This is a genomic window from Candidatus Photodesmus anomalopis, assembly GCF_000731785.2.
GTDB classification, from domain to species: domain Bacteria; phylum Pseudomonadota; class Gammaproteobacteria; order Enterobacterales; family Vibrionaceae; genus Vibrio; species Vibrio anomalopis.
Genome location: NZ_JGVJ01000011.1, coordinates 49,335 through 69,334, shown reverse-complemented (window position 1 = coordinate 69,334; position 20,000 = coordinate 49,335). Strand labels below are relative to the sequence as shown.

The following is a 20,000-nucleotide window of genomic DNA, read 5'->3' as shown; positions in this document are numbered from 1 at the left end:
CTAGTAATAAGGCAACCTCCTTTTTAATTCCTTGAAGGAGCTAAATGTGAAAGACTTATTAAACTTTCTAAAAGCACAACATAAAACTGAAGAGTTTGATGCAATAAAGATTGGTTTATCTTCTCCAGATATGATTCGTTCATGGTCTTTTGGTGAAGTTAAAAAACCTGAAACCATTAATTATCGTACATTTAAGCCTGAACGTGATGGTTTATTTTGTGCACGTATCTTTGGTCCAGTAAAAGATTATGAATGTTTATGTGGAAAATATAAGCGCTTGAAACACCGTGGCGTTATTTGTGAAAAATGTGGTGTAGAAGTTACACAGACTAAAGTTCGTCGTGATCGTATGGGTCATATTGAACTTGCTTCACCAGTCGCGCATATTTGGTTTTTAAAATCATTACCGTCTCGTATTGCTTTACTAATGGACATTCCACTACGTGATATTGAACGTGTTCTTTATTTTGAAATGTATGTTGTAACAGAACCAGGTATGACTGAACTTGAAAAATCACAAATGCTTACTGAAGAGGAATATTTAGATTGTTTAGAAGAGTGGGGAGATGAGTTCTCTGCTAAAATGGGAGCAGAAGCTATTCGGGATTTATTGGGTAGTATGGACTTGAATTCTGAAATAGATACAATGCGAGAAGAATTAAAGACAACTAACTCTGAAACTAAGCGTAAAAAAATTACAAAGCGTTTAAAATTAGTTGAAGCATTTGTGCAATCTGGGAATAATCCAGAATGGATGATTTTGACTGTTCTTCCAGTATTACCGCCAGATTTACGTCCACTTGTTCCTTTAGATGGAGGTCGGTTTGCTACTTCTGATCTAAATGATTTATATCGTCGTGTTATCAATCGCAATAACCGTTTAAAGCGTCTTTTAGAGCTTTCTGCTCCAGATATCATTGTTCGAAATGAAAAACGTATGTTACAAGAGTCTGTTGATGCACTTCTAGATAACGGTCGTCGTGGTCGTGCAATTACTGGTTCAAATAAACGTCCTTTAAAGTCTCTTGCTGATATGATAAAAGGCAAGCAGGGACGTTTTCGGCAAAATCTTCTAGGCAAACGCGTAGATTACTCAGGTCGTTCAGTAATTACTGTCGGATCGTATCTTCGATTGCATCAGTGTGGTCTTCCAAAGAAGATGGCGTTAGAGTTATTTAAACCATTTATTTACAGTAAGCTAGAAATTCGTGGTATGGCTACAACAATCAAAGCAGCTAAAAAAATGGTAGAACGTGAAGAATCAATAGTTTGGGATATCTTAGATGAAGTAATTCGTGAACATCCAGTGTTATTAAATCGAGCACCTACTTTACATCGTTTAGGTATTCAAGCTTTTGAGCCAGTGTTAATTGAAGGGAAAGCAATTCAATTACATCCTTTGGTTTGTGCAGCCTATAATGCTGATTTTGATGGCGATCAAATGGCTGTTCATGTTCCTTTAACTTTAGAAGCACAACTTGAAGCTCGTACTTTAATGATGTCAACAAATAATATTCTATCCCCTGCATCAGGTGACCCTATTATTGTACCTTCTCAAGATGTTGTATTAGGTCTCTATTATATGACCCGAGAGAAGATCAATGCTAAAGGTGAAGGAATGTATTTAACTGGACCTGAAGAAGCTGAAAAAGCATATAGCACTAAATATGCTGAATTACATGCTAAAGTCAAGGTAAGAATCACTGAAACCATAATTGATAAACATGGAAAAAGTAGTAATAGAACTCAGCTAGAGGATACTACTATTGGTCGTGCTATGCTATGGCAGATTGTACCTAAAGGATTACCGTTTCGAATTGTCAATCAAAAATTAGGTAAAAAGCAAATCTCTAACTTGCTTAACGAAGCTTATCGTACACTTGGTTTAAAAGATACTGTTGTTTTTGCTGATAAAATAATGTATACAGGTTTTTCATATGCCGCACTTTCAGGTGTATCTGTTGGTATCGATGATATGGTTGTACCCGATGCTAAGTATCTTGAGATTTCTGATGCAGAAGAAGAAGTTCGTGAGATCCAAGAACAATTTCAATCAGGCCTTGTGACTGCTGGTGAACGTTATAATAAAGTAATTGATATTTGGGCATCTGCAAATGATCGGGTAGCAAAAGCTATGATGGATAATTTATCTTATGAAACTATCATTAATAGGGATGGTAAAAAGGAGAAGCAAGAATCTTTTAACAGTATCTACATGATGTCTGATTCAGGTGCTCGTGGTTCTGCAGCTCAGATTCGTCAACTTTCTGGTATGCGTGGTTTAATGGCTCGTCCAGATGGTTCAATTATTGAAACGCCAATCACTGCGAATTTTAAAGAAGGTTTAAGTGTATTGCAATATTTTATTTCAACGCATGGTGCTCGTAAAGGTCTTGCAGATACAGCTCTAAAAACAGCAAATTCAGGTTATTTAACTAGACGTTTAGTAGACGTAGCTCAAGATGTAGTTATTCATGAGCATGATTGTAGTACTCATGAAGGAATTGATATGATGCCACATATTGAAGGTGGTGATGTGAAAGTTGCTCTTTTTGAATTAGCTTTAGGTCGTGTTGTTGCTAAAGATGTTCTTAAGCCTGGTACTGAAGAAGTTTTAATTCCACGTAATACTTTGATTGATGAAAAGTGGTGTCAGATAATGGAAGAAAATTCAGTAGATAGCATGAAAGTACGATCAGTAGTTACTTGCGAAACAAATTTTGGTTGTTGTGCTCTATGTTATGGACGAGATTTAGCACGTGGTCATTTAGTTAATCAAGGGGAAGCAGTTGGTGTAATTGCTGCTCAATCTATTGGTGAACCAGGAACACAGCTTACCATGCGCACATTCCATATTGGTGGTGCAGCTTCTACTGCTGCTGTAGAAAATAATATTCAAGCAAAAACAACTGGTACGATCAAACTGCACAATGCTAAGTTTGTTCGTAATAAAGATGAAAAGCTTATCATTATTTCTCGCGCATCTGAAATGACAGTTATTGATGAATTTGGTCGCACTAAAGAGAAGCATAGACTTCCTTATGGTTCTGTTCTAAGTAAATTTAATAATGATACCGTCAATGCTGGCGAAATAATAGCAAATTGGGAAGCACATACTATACCTATTATTACTGAAGTTGCTGGTCGTGTTAAATTTGTTGATATGATTGATGGTGTTACAGTATCACGTCAAACAGATGATTTAACTGGTTTGTCTTCAAGTGAAGTTACTGACCCAGCTGCTCGTCCAGCCATAGGTAAAGATATGCGTCCAGCTATTAAATTGGTAGATAAACAGGGTGATGATATTATGATTCCTGGTACTGAAATGCCAGCTCATTACTTTTTACCAGGTAAAGCAATTGTAAATATAGAAGATAATACTGAAGTTAGCATAGGTGATACTTTATCTCGTATTCCTCAAAAATCTGGTGTTAACAAGGATATAACTGGTGGTCTTCCTCGTGTAGCTGATTTGTTTGAAGCTCGAAAACCTAAAGAACCTGCAATTTTAGCTGAATATACAGGTACAGTTTCATTTGGTAAGGAAACTAAAGGAAAACGTCGTCTTATTATTACTCGTGATTGTGGAGAAATTTATGAAGAAATGATTCCTAAGCATCGTCAACTAAATGTGTTTGAAGGTGAAAAAGTAGAAAAAGGAGATATCATTGCAGATGGTCCAGAAACATCACATGATATTTTGCGTTTGCGTGGTGTTCATGCTGTAACACAATATATAACAAATGAAGTACAAGAAGTTTATCGACTTCAAGGCGTTAAAATTAATGATAAACACATTGAGACTATTGTTCGTCAAATGTTGCGTAAATGTACAATTATAAATGCTGGTGATTCAGAATTTCTTCCAGGTGAACAAGTGGAATATTCGCAAGTTAAAATTGCTAACCGGGAATTAGAAGCTCAAGGTAAAAAACTTGTTTCTTTTCATCGTGAATTATTAGGTATAACTAAAGCTTCTTTAGCAACTGAATCATTTATTTCAGCAGCATCTTTTCAAGAAACTACTCGTGTTTTAACAGAAGCAGCAGTTTCTGGTAAGTGTGATGACCTTCGTGGACTAAAGGAAAATGTGATCGTAGGTCGTCTTATTCCAGCTGGTACAGGATTCTCTTACCATCAGGAACGTCAAGCTAAACGTGATTATAAGAAAGAAAGTCCATCTGTTGAGCAAGCTACAGATAATTTAGCTGCTCTTTTAAACGCGGGTTTTGCTTCAGATTAGTTCATAGAAAATAATTAGAACACTCTCATAAAGAAGAGAATACTCATTAAAGTGAGAGTGTTTTTGCTACTAAAAGTAAGCTATATCCATAGTTATTTTAGTTAGGCTTTATTTATAATAGCCTCTGCTTTACACAGAATAATATAAATCAAATTCTACTGGGTGTACAGCCATATTTACTTTGCTAACATCTTGAGAATGAAGGTCTATATAGTGATTAATAAAATCATTTGAAAAAACACCGCCTGATATTAAAAAATCACGATCAGAATTAAGCTCTTTCAAAGCTTGTTGCAAAGATTCTGAAACTTTTGGAATTTTTTCGATTGTTTCACTTGGTAGGTCATATAAATCTTTATCCATAGCCTCTCCTGGGTCTATTTTGTTCTTTATTCCATCTAAACCAGCCATTAGCATTGCTGAGTAACAAAGATATGGATTCGCTGATGGATCTCCAAAACGTAGTTCAATACGACGTGATTTAGGATTAGCTATTGGTATACGAATAGATGCTGATCGGTTACGAGCTGAATATGCTAACATAACTGGTGCTTCAAAACCTGGTACAAGGCGTTTATATGAATTAGTAGATGGATTTGAAAACGCATTTATAGCACGAGCATGCTTCATAATACCACCAATATAATAAAGAGCTAAGTTTGAAAGACCTCCATATCTATCCCCAGAAAAAAGGTTGATACCATCTTTTGATAGAGATTGGTGAACATGCATACCACTACCGTTATCACCAGCTATTGGTTTTGGCATAAATGTTGCCGTTTTACCGAATGCATGAGCGACGTTGTGTACAACATATTTATAAATTTGTGTTTCATCAGCTTTTGCTGTTAGTGTATTAAAACGAGTTACAATCTCGTTTTGCCCAGCAGTTGCTACTTCATGGTGATGAGCTTCAACAACTAAACCCATTTCTTCCATAATAAGAGACATTGTAGATCTGATATCTTGTGATGAATCTATAGGAGCAACAGGAAAATATCCTCCTTTAACACGAGGACGATGACCTTTATTTCCTCCTTCAACTTCAGAACCTGTATTCCATACAGCCTCTACATCATCAATTTTGAAAAAAGAACCTGAAATATCTGTAGAAAATTTTACATCGTCAAATAAGAAAAATTCTGGTTCTGGACCAATTAAAATTTTGTCAGCAATGCCAGTAGAACAAAGATATGCTTCTGCGCGTTTTGCAATTGAACGAGGATCGAGGTCATAACCTTGCATTGTTGTAGGTTCAAGAATATCACAACGCACATTTAAGGTTGATTCTTTTGTAAAAGGATCTAGAACAGCACTAGATGCATCTGGCATCATAATCATATCTGATTCGTTAATGCTTTTCCAACCAGATACTGAAGAACCATCAAACATTTTCCCTTCTTCAAAAAAAATCAGATTGACTTGATGAGAAGGAACAGAGATATGCTGTTCTTTACCCTTAGTATCAGTAAATCGTAAGTCAACAAACTTAACTTTGTTTTCTTTGAGCAGTTGTAGAACATTTTTTACTGACATCTTGCATAACCTCCAGAGTATGTAAGGTAGAAAAAGATTAAGTATATATAAATCTAGAAAATTATATATTAGCTAACAATTAATGCATAAATTGCAACATATACAACTTTCTTTCTATGTAAAGTAGAATTTATTTTAGAGTAATCTGAAATTGATTATTATAATTATTTCTTGTTAGGTTATTTTTAAAAAATATACTGCTCTTCTAGAGTAAAGATAGAAAAATTAATCTATTATAGCAACTTTCTAGATTAATGCTTCAGCTAATAAAATTGAATACACATTTGACAATTAATTTTAAATGATATCGATATGATTGATGGACCTAGTTCCTATTAATTAATTGTAATTGTAGGAAAGCTTTTGATCAAAATATCTATGGCTTTCATTTGTAATAAAAATGGTTCTAATTTTTCTAAAGGAAGTGCTGAAGGACCATCACAAAGTGCTTGTTCAGGAATAGGATGGGTTTCTATAAATAGACCTGCAATACCTGTAGCTAAACCCGCTCTTGCTAGTTCAATAACTTGTTTTCGACGACCTCCAGATACAATATCAGAACAATTACGAATTTGTAGTGAATGAGTTACATCAAAAATAACAGGTTTATATTTGGATTCTTTCTTCATTATATCAAAACCTAACATATCTACAATTAGATTATCATAACCCATGCAAGAACCACGCTCACAGAGAATTATATTATCATTTCCAAATTCACTAAATTTATCAACGATATTTTTTATTTGATTATGGCTTATATACTGAGGTTTTTTAATGTTTATAACTGATCCTGTTTGTGCCATTGCTTTTACTAAATCAGTCTGACGAGCTAGAAAGGCAGGCAATTGAATCACGTCAACAATCTCGGATACTGGTTTTGCTTGAGATTCTGTATGTATATCAGTAATAATTTTTACATCAAAATTTGTTTTTAGTTCCTGAAAAATTCGCATTCCTTTTTCTAAACCAGGACCACGGAAAGAATATATGGAACTACGATTTGCTTTATCAAAAGAAGCTTTAAATATGAAAGGAATACCAATTTTTTCTGTCACTTTTAAGCAATGTTCACATACTCTCATAGCTAAATCACGAGACTCTAATACATTGATTCCAGCGAATAAAGTAAATGGCATATCATTAGCAATTGAAATATTGCCAACCTTGACTACTTTTTGTTTCATCATTCCCTTATTTTAAATTAATTATCGTAATAGAAAATCGGAATAAGTTCAAATATTCTTCTTAAATTAAGATTATTTTATCACGTTACTTTAAAATATACTGAAATCGATATATTTATCAATTAAATGGATATTCTTTCTAACACAATGCAGTTTATATTTTCTTCTATACATTCTTTATTAAATTCAAGATGTTTGATTAACATTATTTATGATGTACGATCATTGGATCGTTATACTTTTCTATTGCTTTACTTATTGGCTCAATTATATTTCACATTAATTAGTTCGGATACTTTCTAGTATTTTTACTACCTTTAAGTAATAACAACATTTTTATATCTGGACTAATATCAAATAAAGATTGAGCAATCTTGACAGATTCTAATCTTGTATAAAAAACCGTTAAAACTTTTTATTAACAGTATTAATATCCTTTTCAAAAATTTTTCTAGCTTTTCTGTCTATTAAGTGTTTTTTTTTACTAAAAAAGACTAGATTAGTAATAATACTGAATTTAGTTGATTAATTTCTATATCTGGTAGTAATTTCGCATTAGATTTTTTTATCAGGTTTTTTCCTTGATTATTGTACCAGCATGCTTGGAAACCATTTTTTTTAGCACCAAGTACATCGGTAAGTAAATGATCACCAATATGTAAAATCTGATGAGAATGTAATTTTAAAAATTGTTTAGCTTGAATAAACATATCTGGATAAGGTTTAGCTAAACCATCACGGCCTGCTTTCAATACTAATTGAAAATAAGGAGATAAACCAATTTTATTTACATTTACATTTCCATTGGTAATAGCTGCTATTGGGATCTTTTCTGCTAGAGAAGCTAGAATTTGATGTGTTTCATAAGAAACCTTGAATTGACTTCGTAATTCTAACATTTTTTCTATTGATTCTTTAGCTGCTTTTCTTGCTTTGCTAAATGAGTATTCTAGTTGTATTAAACCTTGTTCTATTTGGTAAAAAAGCCAAAGAGTTACATCATGTTTTAGCAGTGGTTTTTTTTCTAATAATTTATATTTAATCTGTTTCCACCATGTTATAGGTTGAGTGGAGGAAATTGGATGTTTCTTATGTAACCAAATTAGCATCTTTTTTTCTAGTTGGTGCATAATTGGCTGATTGTCATAAAGTGTATCATCTAAATCAAAGGTCATTGCTTTAATTTCAGATAAATGTCGATAAAATTGCATTTGCTTTTTCTTTCGCTATTGGATAAGTGTTGTCATATATTTTAGCTAGATTTTGAAAGTTTAATTGAGTTTAAATTTGAATAGGTTTTTGTACATCACGTAATTATTACTGGATTCTAACATGTGTATTGCAAAAGAATGACGTAATTTATATGGAGAAATATGATTTATTATGGTTCTTTCCCCCACCCCACATTCTTCCATACATTTTTGCACGTTACGCTGTGACATTCTTATTCCTATTCCTAATTTGGAAGCAAATAAAGCTTTTTCATTCATATTATTACTAAATTCACCACAAACTTTAAGCTATCTATTAACCAGTTTTTTGCTAATCTAGAAAATAAAACTTTACGTTCTTTATTCCCTCTTATAATTATACGAATTTCAAAATATTAATATCAGAGATATTGATACTGATTAGTTCTGAAAATCTTATACCAGAACTATAGTTCAATTTCATTATAGAGCATTGTTTTATTATTTAATAGTATAAGAAAGTAAAGTTCAAAATAATATGATATAAGAAGCATAGTCCATCCCCATCTTAATATATTATTTAAGAATAATCTATGTTAGATTAAATCAGTTTAGTATGTAAGTCATACAAATAAAATTTAGTATGAGAGTTTTCCATCAAATACATGAGTAGATGGACCGGTCATATACAATGGTTTTTTGGGTCCTTCCCACTTGATATATAAATCTCCACCAGGTAAATGTACAGTTACAGAGGAATCTAGTAATCCCTGCATAATACCAATAGCAGCAGTAGCACAAGCATTACTGCCGCAAGCTTGTGTTTCTCCTGAATATCTTTCATAAACACGCAAATTTACTTCATTTCTAGTGAGTATTTGCATAAAACCAGCATTAACTTGTTTTGGAAAAGATTTATGTGATTCTAAAAGAGGACCAATCTTTTTGATATTAACAGTGTTCACATCATCAACAATAGTTATTACATGAGGATTGCCTATGTTAACAACACCACAAAATATTGTATGTTTATCAAGATTCAAAAGGTACATTTTTTCTATTTTGTTAGCAAGAAAAGGGATAGTTTTAGGTTCAAAACTTGGTATTCCCATATTAACTGTCACTTGATTATCTCTTGCTATATTTAAAATTATCTTATTACCAGTTTTAGTGCTAACTTTAATGGTATTTTTGTTTGTTAATCCTTTCATACGTAAAAAATATGCTAAACAGCGTGCACCATTACCACATTGTTCAACTTCATTACCGTTTCCATTGAATATTCTATAGTGAAAATCAGTTTCTGGATCATATGGAGGTTCAACCAATAATAATTGGTCGAAACCAACTCCAATATTATGATTAGATAAACGACGAATAAAATTAGTAGAGAAAACTATATTTTGAGTGATGCAATCAACAATCATAAAACTATTGCCCAAACCATGCATTTTAGAAAAATTGCAATGCATATAAAATACTCCGGAATTCTGTCTTTCTTAATCAAGAATAAAATCGTTTTTAACTTTTTTCTGGTAATTAAATGATTCAAGATGCATTATCTAGAAATTAGACTATTAGTTTAAAAAAATTTAGTCTTTTCTTTTAGTATTTTCCTCTTCTTCTTCCAATATATAAAGTGAACCAGTTTGACCACAGCCAATACAAGTTAAAATGGAAAGTATGATTAGTTTTGAAAAGAAAAACTTCATTTTTAATCTCATGAATATTAAATTCTTTTTGATTATGATCGCACCATGCTGTAGAAAATCAATAGAAAAGTATGAATGATACTAAATTTATTTAATTAGTTGATATACAGATGAAGAATATTTATGAACAAATTAATAATTTACATCAATTTTCTTCTTAGTATTATGGTCTTAGTTATTTAATAAAGCAAATTATTATCAAATAACAACTGATTATATATTAAGTATGTTAGCCTTAAAATCTAGGGATAGGGATCTAAAAAAACATCTTCTGTTTTTTTGGTATGATAAGATGAAATTTTAAATTATTCATCGATATGGTATAATTTGAGTTTTTTCTTTCTTAGAATGGACTATCTGATAGTACTGTGTAAAATTTAAATTATTTACTGAGGAAGAAAAATAGTGCCCAGTTTCTGTTAAAGTGTAAAAACTACTGACATCAGCAATGATTTGGTCTTTTTTTCCACTAAGTTGACGATAAATTTCAACTTTATTAAATTCATCAAGAACATAAATATTAAAGCTATTTTCAGTATCTTCAAAGAAAAATTGTACTAGCCCCTCGCTGGCGAAATTCTTAATTATTGAAGGAAGTTGTGTATCTTGATCTTCGATGATAAGCACTGGTAATCCCTTAAATCTATTATTTGAAATATTTTGATAAAAATCAGTAGAATTTTCTAGTTTTTTAATTGAAACTCCACTATATTCAAAAAATAAACCATACATCTGCTTAGCAATGCAAATTGCCTTAAATCGACAATGTTTTTTTTGTTCGATTGATTTTAAACGTAAGTCAATGCATTCAAGTAAAAGTTGGTAAACCATTGTTCGTATTATACCCCTTAAACTTTTGCTGTAACAAAAAACATTAAAAGCTTCTTGAGATAAAGCATCTTTGTTTATTTTATTTAAAATAATTTTTAACGTATCTAGTATTGCTGTTTCACTTTGAAAGTTGAAAGTACGAACTTCATTCCAAGAATTTCTATAGATAAGATCAATACTACCTACTAAATTTTTCTTATTTTCACCAAAGCTGAAAACATTAGTATTTTTAAAATTGATTTTTAAAGGTTTATGACTTAGTTTAGTTGTTGGATCATATTCAAAATTAATAAAAATAGCCATTTGCTTAATTTCACATGGATTAGCTAATGAATGCATATTTGGTTGGTACTGTTTATATGAAGAAAACGTATGGAATAAATTACTTACCATTTGTGTAAATTTATTAAGATCAAGATCAGTATTTCGTATAACTGAATGCAATCGTGTTGTTCTAATTATTACTCCATTAAAAAACGCCCAAGCTACAAGTTTACTAAGGTATTTGTTATATTCAAGTTTTGCTTGACCTATTATTCGATGAGCAATTAATGGCTGGTTATATAAATACCAGCCGGCTTGATTTATCCCACCTTCCTGTACTTCAATAAATGTTAAGTCAGATTCATTAAGACTAAATGCAATTTTTGGATTAAGTAATGTGATTTTACTAGGCAATACTTCAAATGCAGAGTAAAGTTTTCTTGCTAAAATAGTAATGTCACGTGGGCTAATGGCAGAGGTGATATTATTTCTACGCGCAAAATTGATCAATTTACGATAACTTAACATTAGTGCATCAAGCAAGGTATTATGTACTTTTTTTACTTGTTCTATCTTCCAATTACGGTGGTTATCTAGTTTTTGAATTATTTCTTCATCCCAGTTCCAATTATGAATTATTTTAATTAAAACTCTCCGTCTCCAGGTTTCATTATTATTTTTTAGAATTTGAGAAAGTTTTTCATGTGTTTTCAAGTAAAAGCAATAACGAACTAAATTCAAACGAACATGATCTCCGATATTTTTTAGATAATTAGTGATTTTTTCTAACATTAAATAATATGGATCCATCTTAAATGAACTGTCTGACTTTGAAAAAAAACGATACTTAGCATTAATACTTAAAAGTTTTGTATTTGGATACTCCCATGAGTATGCTTCTAATAAAATAGCTTTCAATACTGATTTATATGGTGAATCTATGCTTTTATAAAGTTGCCAAAGATTTGAACCAAAATATTCTTCTGCTGGAATATGATTTAGCTTTCCAAAATCAATCCATTCATCACTATTAATATAACCTAGTTTACATAAATTCTTTGTATATGTATCATAATCTTCTTCCATTTCTGGAGGAACAATTTGCCAAAGTAATCTTTTACCAGCTAATCGAACAGCTGAACGATAAAATTCATCAAGTAATAAAACATGCTGAGCAGAACCACAGTTTTCACAAGTCATTTCTTTAACATTGTTACCTCTAAAGTGTTTTTCGTCCATTAAAAAGAAATTAGCTTCAACTTTTTGAGTTTTTGCCCAGTTCGTAATCAGTAGACATTTTTTTGTTAGATTATTTCGTTGTTCATAATTCATTTTAGATGAAACAGTAACCCATATATCTAAATCACTAGAGGTATTTTGACCAATAGATGAAGTACTACCCATAGTGTATAGTCCTAAAATCGCTGGAACTTTAATATTTCTAAGTTTTTTATCAATCATCAATTCAATATCTGAAATAAACTTTTGTTGAATTTCATTAAATTGAAATCCGTAGATGCCAAATGGTACATCAGAATCATAATAACCAGGAATTGTTGGGTGATTGAAGTGAAGTAATGTAGGAATTAAGTGAAATACACGTCGGCTTTTTGAATCCATAAGTGCGATCGCCTGTTCAATACGTTTCTGATTTAGGCTATCTAATTTTTGTATTAAAGTTTTTGTATAAGCATCAGAAGACAAAAGAAATCCCTTGATTGAATAAAAAATATGGAATTTTTATTAAATTGCACTTTAAAATCGATAAACTAAATCATTCTAACATTTTTTTTTTTTTGGTAAAGAAAGAAAGAAGAAGAAGCAAATCAACTTGTTATTTAAGTGTTTTTTCCTTAGTTTAATTAAATTAAATATGACGTTTATGACTATATTTTATAGAAGAAAGTCTTACTTATGAAAATGGAACCTATAAAAATTGCCACTAGAGAAAGTCCATTAGCATTATGGCAAGCTAATTATGTAAAATCAGCATTGAAAGCTAAATATAAAGAGCTAGAAGTTGAGTTAATTCCTATAGTTACTAAAGGAGATATAATTTTGGATATTCCTTTAGCAAAGATTGGAGGTAAGTCATTATTTGTGAAAGAATTAGAAGTTGCTATATTAGAAGGACGAGCAGATATCGCTGTACATTCTATGAAGGATATTTCTACAGTTTTTCCAGAAAATTTAGGTTTGGCAGCTGTTTGTAAAAGTGAAGATCCTCGTGATGCTTTTATTTCCAATAATTATTGTTCTATTGATAATTTACCAATCGGTTCAGTTGTTGGTACATCCAGCTTACGTCGTCAGTGCCAAATTAAAGAATATCGTCCTGATATTATTATTAAGCAACTTCGAGGAAATATAGGAACACGTTTAAGTAAACTAGATAATAATGAATATGACGCTATTATTCTTGCTTCAGCGGGGTTAAAGAGATTGAAGTTTAATAAGAGAATTCGCAGTTTAATCAAAATAAACAGATTATTACCTGCCGTAGGTCAAGGTGCCATTGGTATTGAATATCGTCTTGATGATCAAAGAACATATAATATCATTTCTTCATTGAATCACGAAGATACAGCTATTCGAATTTCTTGTGAAAGGGCAATGAATTCTGTTTTGCAAGGTAATTGTCATGTTCCGATTGCTGGTTATGCTTCATTGAATGCTAATACTATTTCATTATATGGTTTAGTTGGGCAACCTGACGGATCACTAATTATACGAGGTAATATTACAGGATTTGTTAGAGATGCTACAAAATTAGGGGTTCAACTAGCTAATAAATTATTAGATGATGGAGCTCGTGAAATTTTAGCTAATTTAAATTCTGAATATTATACTTAATGACTGTAGTACTAGTCACTCGCCCAGATAAGCAAGGAGAAATATTATGTCAAAAATTGGCAATGAAGAATATTGTTTCTATTTATAATCCGTTAATACTTATTCAACCTGAACTTCAGCTAAGGATAATAAGTTTAGCAAAAAAACTTCATACCTTTGATATTATCATTGCTGTTAGTCAACATGCTGTAACTTACATGCAGAAAACTATTGCCTCTTCTTCTTTGGTTTGGCCTAAATCTGCCGAATATTTTGCTATTGGTAAAAAAACTGCACAGATATTAAGTAAAGCTACTCAACAAATAGTACATTATCCAAAGGAAAATGATAGTGAGCATCTTTTATCAATGTCAGAGCTTTCTCATGTAAAAAATAAAAAAGTTTCCATATTGCGTGGTAATGGTGGTAGGGAATTAATTTTTGAGACACTTTCAAAACGTCAAGCGATAGTAAGATATCAACAGATATATCAACGAGTTTTACTTCCATTAGAAAACTCTAATATTCAAATTCTTCAATGGAAAAATAAAGGTGTTGACAGTTTAGTCGTAACAAGTACTTTTCAACTAAAGTTTTTATTATCTCAAATAATAGAGCCATATCATCGAATTTGGTTTCAGGGGCTTGATTTATTTGTACCAAGTAAACGAATTGTTTTTGATGCAAAAAAAATGGGGTTCAATTATGTTATCAGTACAGGTAGTGCATCTAATGCTAAATTAGTAAAAGCTTTGTGCAGAAAAAATAGGAAATTATTTTATGGCTAGTAAAAATAGTAAGAATATTGATTCTATAAAAATAAAAAATCCAAATAAAATAAGTTTCATTAATTTAAATTTTAGAGAAGTTTTTGAAAGTAATATAATAATATTTAGTTTAATGATTATCTTTTTTTTTATCTCTATTATTTTTTCATTTCATAGACAAAGAATGAATTATAAAGAAAAGTTTTTTCAGGTAAATCAAAAACTAGAATTAATAAAAGAAAGAAATCAGGCAGAACTATATGAAATACGACAAGATATCAATAAATTAATAAATTTCATAAAAAAAATAGAAATTGATTTAGTAAAAAGTAATGTTAAAAATCTACATCCAAATGATTGGATATTATCTGAAATTGATTATCTCATTCGACTTGCAGAAAAAAAACTTTACTTTGAGTATGATGTCATTAGTAGTATAAAGTTAATGGAATTTGCTAAACAACGTCTTGAATCTCTTAAAGAGCCTGACTTGCTTGCTTTAAAAACAACAATCTTAAACGATATCAATTGTCTTAAAAAAATTATTTTAGTTGACTATAATAGTATAATTCTGAGTTTAATTAATTTACAACAGAAAGTAGATGAACTGCCAGTAGTTATTTTAGAGAATAAAAAAAGTAATGAACAAATATCAGTATCGGCTAATCATAGTAACTGGAGAGAGAATTTATTAATATCATTCAAAACTTTTGTAAATACTTTTATTAAATTTCGTGTTCATGACAGCAATGTTGTACCATTATTACCATTACAAAAGCAAGCATATTTAAAGGAAAATATTAAAATAAAGCTTGAAACAGCTATACACGCTATTTATCGAAAACAAGTTGAAATATATAAAGTTTCCCTAAACATTGTTGATCAGTGGGTATTTTCTTTTTTTGATAAGGATCATGATACAGTAATTAATTTTCATAAAGAGTTAAATAAATTAAAAAAACAGAACATTCAAGTTAGTCACCTAGTTAAGCTTAAGAGCCCAAATATCCTATTGAATATTAGGACAAAACGTTTAGATTTTAATGTTTAGTTTTCTAATATCACGAGGATATATTATGACTCTATTATTTTTTTTATTTATAATTATTGAAATTGGATTATTTTTAGGTACAAGATATTCTCAACAGAAAAATTATGTGCTAATTTCTTTAGAGAATATCACCATTGAAATGAGTATAACTACTTTAGTTATATTTTTGATTTTTTCTTTTTTAGGTGCATTCTTTTTAAAATATACAATTAAAAAATTGTTATTTCAAAGTTTAATTTTTTTTGGGTGGCTAAATACATTTAGAAAAAAAAGTTTATGTTATAATGAAGGTATAATGCATTTATTTGAAGGCAATTGGACAAAGGCAGAAAAAGCACTTCTTCAATCACATTCAGGATACCATAATTTGAAGTTATTGTATTATTTAATTGCTTCTAAAGCTGCACAAGAAATTGGTAATAAAGAAAAGTGTGATTATTATCTTCAATTAGCTAGTCAACAAAATAATTCAGAACTTGTTGTCCAAATAACTAAAGCTAAACAACAAATTCGTGAATCAGAATTCAACCATTCTTTAAATACTTTGTTGAGTTTAAAAGGGAAATATCCAAATAATAAAATTATTTTGAATTTACTTAAGATAATTTATCTAAAACTCAATTTATGGAGTCCTTTGCTAGAATTATTACCAGTTTTAATAAAATTTAAATTAATTGATTTAAATGAGCTGGAATTACTTACTCAAAATGCACAATCTGGTATATTATCTAATATTGCTAAGGAATACGGTAAGGATAGATTAATTAATTATTGGAGTAAATTATCGAAAAAATATAGATCCAATTATGATTTAATTTTTTGTTTTGCTAATCAGCTTATAATTTGTAAAGCTGATTTTGAGTCTTATCAAGTAGTAAAAGAAGCTATTAAAAATTTTCCAGATTCATCTATTTATACTTTGTTACCCAAGATGAATTTACCATATGATCGTTCTGTTCTAGTTTTTTTGAAAAACTGTTTAAAAAGGGATGCTAATAATATTGCTTTACATAGTGCCATTGCGCAGTTTTATTTGAGAGATCAAAATCTACATGCAGCTCATCAACATTTTAAGCAATGTCTTCCAATTTATATACGTTAATTTTTTTCATACTATTTTTTCTGTTTTATATAAAGTATAAATAATAGCTATAGGTATTAATTTTAATTGTAATTTCTAATTTATTAATAAAAGAAAAAGTGTACTTTATTTAATCAATGTTGAATTGAGTAATCTTATTTATTTAAGTTTAATCTTAAATAAGGTTCCGCGTAATTTTTTGTAAGTAGGTTTTTTTAGAGATATCTAGTGAAAAAAATTAGCATGTCATTCCAATCTATAGATGAATTAAAATTCTATATTAATATATGATTTTTTTTGATAGTCTTACCTTTTTGGTATTGAATTAAAAGGTTTTAAGTTATGTTATCTAAAATTCATGCTTACTATCAAATTATGCGTCTAGGTTCTCCTATAGGGTCGTTCCTTTTAATATGGCCTACATTATGGGCATTAATTATATCTTCTGAAGGCAATCCTAATTTCAATATTTTAGCAGTTTTTATTGCTGGAGCGTTTCTAATGAGAACAGCTGGTTGCGTAATCAATGATCTTGTAGATAGAAAGATTGATATTCATGTTAAGCGAACTCAAAATCGTCCCATTCCTGTTGGTTTAATATCTTCTAAAGAAGCTTTTTACCTTTTTTTAGTGCTTTCTAGTTTAGCTTTTGTTCTTGTAAGTATGACTAATTTATTAACTATTAAGTTATCTTTTATAGCAATTTTATTCGTTATTATTTATCCATTTTTAAAACGTATTACTCATCTCCCTCAACTGTTTTTAGGATTAACTTTCAGTTTTTCCATTCTTATGGCTTGGGCGGCTCAATCTAATGAACTTCCTGCAGAAGCTTGGTATTTATTTACAATTAATGTTCTTTGGATAATTGCTTATGATACTCAGTATGCGATGATAGATAGGGATGATGATCTTAAGATTGGACTAAAATCTACTGCTATCCTTTTCGGTCGTTTTGATAAAATCTGTATTGGAATCTTACAATTTTTAACTGTATTCATGCTAATTATCTTAGGAATATGGTATAAATTCAATATTTCTTTTTATTTTGGCTTATTCATTGTGAGTATTCTTTTTATATTTCAGCAATTTCTTATTAAGAATCGAGAACGTGAATATTGTTTTAAAGCTTTTCTTAATAATAACTATGTAGGTATGATAATTGCCATAGCTTTAAAAATCTCATATTTATAAGACTTTTATCACATAAAATAGTTCAGATAATTAATTTATTAAATTAAAGTTATTTTAAACAAGCAAACAAAATATCCTGCATTGCATTATCATTATGTGGATATGTCTGTGAATTGTGTTAATAAAGTGCACTAGTTAGTTTTTTTAGCTAAAAATAACCAATTATAAGTTTTAATTTTTTCATTGCATTTTTTTCAAGCTGACGAATTCGTTCTGCCGATACATTATATATTTCTGCGAGTTCCTGTAGAGTTGATTTAGTATCATCTAACCAACGAGATCGTACAATATGCTTGCTTCGTTCATCCAAGCTAGACAAAGCTAAGTTCAATCGATTATGAGTGTATATTTTCCAGTTATTTAATTCTATATTTTTTTCTGTATCTGAAGATTTATCCTCCAGGTATACAGAGGGTGAAAAATGAGTTGAGTCATCATTTTCTGCTAATATTTCGAAAGCTGTATCTTGTGCTGACAGTCGAGATTCCATTTCACGTACTTCTGAAGGTTCTACTCCTAGTTCTTTAGCAACAGTTTCAATTTCACTATTATTAAACCATCCTAAACGTTTTTTAGATCTGCGTAGATTAAAAAACAATTTTCGTTGAGCTTTTGTAGTAGCAACCTTAACAATTCGCCAATTTCTTAGTACATATTCATGAATTTCAGCTTTGATCCAATGGACTGCAAATGAAACAAGACGAACTCCAACTTCAGGATTGAATCTTTTTACTGCTTTCATTAATCCAATATTTCCTTCTTGCACGAGGTCTGCCATCGGCAGACCATATCCTGAATATCCGCGGGCAATGTGAATCACAAAACGAAGATGAGAAAGGATAAGACCTTTAGCCGCATTAATTTCGCCTTTATAATGTAGTTGTTTCGCAAGTCGATGTTCTTCATCTGCTGTAAGCATTGGGTAAGAATTAGCAGAACTAATATAATTATCTAGGCTATCTTGAGAAACTGTAGTTATGGAGTATCGTTTTTTTTCCATTTCAATTCCTATACAGAAAAATTTAGTAGTTGTATCAGTTATCAGTATCAATAAATTAGTAGTTATAATTTATTTTTTTATTCTAAATGACAAATTATAGTCCAAACAAAGCATCAATAAATTCTTCGCTATTAAATGGACGAAGATCATCAATAGCTTCACCAATACCAATGTAACGAACCGGAATTTTAAACTTATCAGCTATCGCAAATATAATTCCCCCTTTTGCAGTTCCATCTAATTTTGTTAGTGTAATACCAGTAATTGGTTGAATCTGATTGAATGATTTTGCTTGACTAATAGCATTTTGTCCAGTTCCAGCATCTAATGTAAGCATAATTTCATGCGGTGCAGAAATATCAGTTTTTTGAATTACACGAATAATCTTTCTTAATTCTTGCATTAAATTATTTTTATTTTGTAACCGACCTGCAGTGTCTGCAATTACTATATCAATTGTACGTGCTTTAGCAGATTTTATTGTATCATAGATAACTGAAGCACTATCTGAACCAGTATATTGAGATATAACTGGAACGTTGTTTTGTTTACCTAAAATTTTGATTTGTTCAATTGCTGCAGGACGAAATGTATCACCTGCAGCAAGGATAACCTTTTTATTCTGTTTTTGAAAAAGGTTAGTGAGTTTACCAATTGTAGTAGTTTTTCCGACTCCATTTACACCAACAACTAAGATAATAAATGGCATTTTTCTAGTATCTATTTTTAGTGGTTTTTCCACAGCATTTAAGATGCTTTTCATTTCTTCTTTCAGCAATCTATAGAGTACTTTAGTATTACTTAATTCTTTATACGATGCTGTTTTAAGCAGATTATCCATGATTTTTGTTGTACTATCAATTCCAACATCAGCAACTAATAATTGTTCTTCTATCTGATTAAATAAATTATCATCAATTTTTTTTCCATTAAATAAACGTAAAAATCCATTTCCAATATTGTTTTTCGTATAGCGTAGGCTATGTTTTAGGCGTGTAAGAAAGTTTTTAGTCATGTTTTTTATCCAAAACTAATCTGAGTTCAAGGGAAATATATGATATTTTTCTTTTTAATGAAACTGATTATATACTTTTAATAAAATCATGAAC

13 protein-coding genes and 1 pseudogene are annotated in these 20,000 nt (G+C 30.3%); 6 read left to right on the top strand and 8 right to left on the bottom strand.

Features of this window, described 5'->3' with window-relative positions:
* Positions 1-46 precede the first annotated feature (46 nt).
* A complete protein-coding gene (gene rpoC, locus CF66_RS02945) occupies positions 47-4,246 on the top strand; it encodes a DNA-directed RNA polymerase subunit beta' (RefSeq protein ID WP_034411562.1) in 4,200 nt (1,399 codons plus the stop codon).
* Positions 4,247-4,375: 129 nt separating this feature from the next.
* Here rpoC and glnA read toward each other — a convergent pair whose 3' ends face one another.
* The 6 genes from glnA to CF66_RS02915 form a co-directional block, all read right to left on the bottom strand.
* Positions 4,376-5,782 (bottom strand): glutamate--ammonia ligase, encoded by a 1,407-nt coding sequence (gene glnA, locus CF66_RS02940; protein ID WP_016504142.1) that lies wholly within the window; start codon positions 5,780-5,782, stop codon positions 4,376-4,378.
* A 335-nt stretch (positions 5,783-6,117) separates the two neighbouring features.
* The gene (gene kdsA, locus CF66_RS02935; RefSeq protein ID WP_016504141.1) at positions 6,118-6,969 is read right to left on the bottom strand and encodes a 3-deoxy-8-phosphooctulonate synthase; all 852 of its coding nucleotides are present in this window, start codon (positions 6,967-6,969) and stop codon (positions 6,118-6,120) included.
* A 494-nt stretch (positions 6,970-7,463) separates the two neighbouring features.
* The gene (yigB, locus tag CF66_RS02930; protein ID WP_016504140.1) at positions 7,464-8,180 is read right to left on the bottom strand and encodes a 5-amino-6-(5-phospho-D-ribitylamino)uracil phosphatase YigB; all 717 of its coding nucleotides are present in this window, start codon (positions 8,178-8,180) and stop codon (positions 7,464-7,466) included.
* A 60-nt stretch (positions 8,181-8,240) separates the two neighbouring features.
* The gene (locus tag CF66_RS02925; protein WP_052541668.1) at positions 8,241-8,459 is read right to left on the bottom strand and encodes a tyrosine-type recombinase/integrase; all 219 of its coding nucleotides are present in this window, start codon (positions 8,457-8,459) and stop codon (positions 8,241-8,243) included.
* Between the two features lie 338 nt (positions 8,460-8,797).
* Positions 8,798-9,631 carry a diaminopimelate epimerase gene (gene dapF / locus CF66_RS02920; RefSeq protein ID WP_016504139.1) on the bottom strand — a complete coding sequence of 278 codons (834 nt, stop codon included), beginning with the start codon at positions 9,629-9,631 and terminating at the stop codon, positions 8,798-8,800.
* Between the two features lie 549 nt (positions 9,632-10,180).
* Positions 10,181-12,670, bottom strand: a complete 2,490-nt coding sequence (locus CF66_RS02915) for a class I adenylate cyclase (RefSeq protein ID WP_034411581.1) — start codon at positions 12,668-12,670, stop codon at positions 10,181-10,183.
* A gap of 210 nt (positions 12,671-12,880) precedes the next feature.
* Here CF66_RS02915 and hemC point away from each other — a divergent pair, with 210 nt between their 5' ends.
* The 5 genes from hemC (at position 12,881) to ubiA (ending at position 17,891) form a co-directional block, all read left to right on the top strand.
* Positions 12,881-13,819 (top strand): hydroxymethylbilane synthase, encoded by a 939-nt coding sequence (gene hemC, locus CF66_RS02910; RefSeq protein WP_034411560.1) that lies wholly within the window; start codon positions 12,881-12,883, stop codon positions 13,817-13,819.
* Entirely contained in the window at positions 13,819-14,586 is a 768-nt protein-coding gene (locus tag CF66_RS02905) for a uroporphyrinogen-III synthase (RefSeq protein ID WP_016504136.1), read from the top strand. Before hemC ends, CF66_RS02905 begins: the two co-directional genes overlap by 1 nt.
* The gene (locus tag CF66_RS02900) at positions 14,579-15,616 is read left to right on the top strand and encodes a uroporphyrinogen-III C-methyltransferase (RefSeq protein ID WP_052541667.1); all 1,038 of its coding nucleotides are present in this window, start codon (positions 14,579-14,581) and stop codon (positions 15,614-15,616) included. The genes CF66_RS02905 and CF66_RS02900 overlap by 8 nt, the downstream gene beginning before the upstream one ends.
* A 25-nt stretch (positions 15,617-15,641) precedes the next feature.
* Positions 15,642-16,718: a heme biosynthesis HemY N-terminal domain-containing protein gene (locus CF66_RS02895; protein WP_016504134.1), complete on the top strand. Its 1,077-nt coding sequence runs from the start codon at positions 15,642-15,644 to the stop codon at positions 16,716-16,718.
* A 321-nt stretch (positions 16,719-17,039) separates the two neighbouring features.
* Positions 17,040-17,891, top strand: a complete 852-nt coding sequence (ubiA, locus tag CF66_RS02890) for a 4-hydroxybenzoate octaprenyltransferase (RefSeq protein ID WP_034411558.1) — start codon at positions 17,040-17,042, stop codon at positions 17,889-17,891.
* Positions 17,892-18,039: 148 nt separating this feature from the next.
* Here the strand turns inward: ubiA and rpoH are convergent, their stop codons facing one another.
* Both rpoH and ftsY read right to left on the bottom strand, forming a co-directional pair.
* Positions 18,040-18,891, bottom strand: coding sequence for an RNA polymerase sigma factor RpoH (rpoH, locus tag CF66_RS02885; RefSeq protein WP_016504132.1), 852 nt, complete (start codon positions 18,889-18,891; stop codon positions 18,040-18,042).
* Between the two features lie 94 nt (positions 18,892-18,985).
* Positions 18,986-19,903 (bottom strand): annotated as a pseudogene (ftsY, locus tag CF66_RS02880) (signal recognition particle-docking protein FtsY); the annotation flags it as partial.
* Positions 19,904-20,000 lie beyond the last annotated feature (97 nt).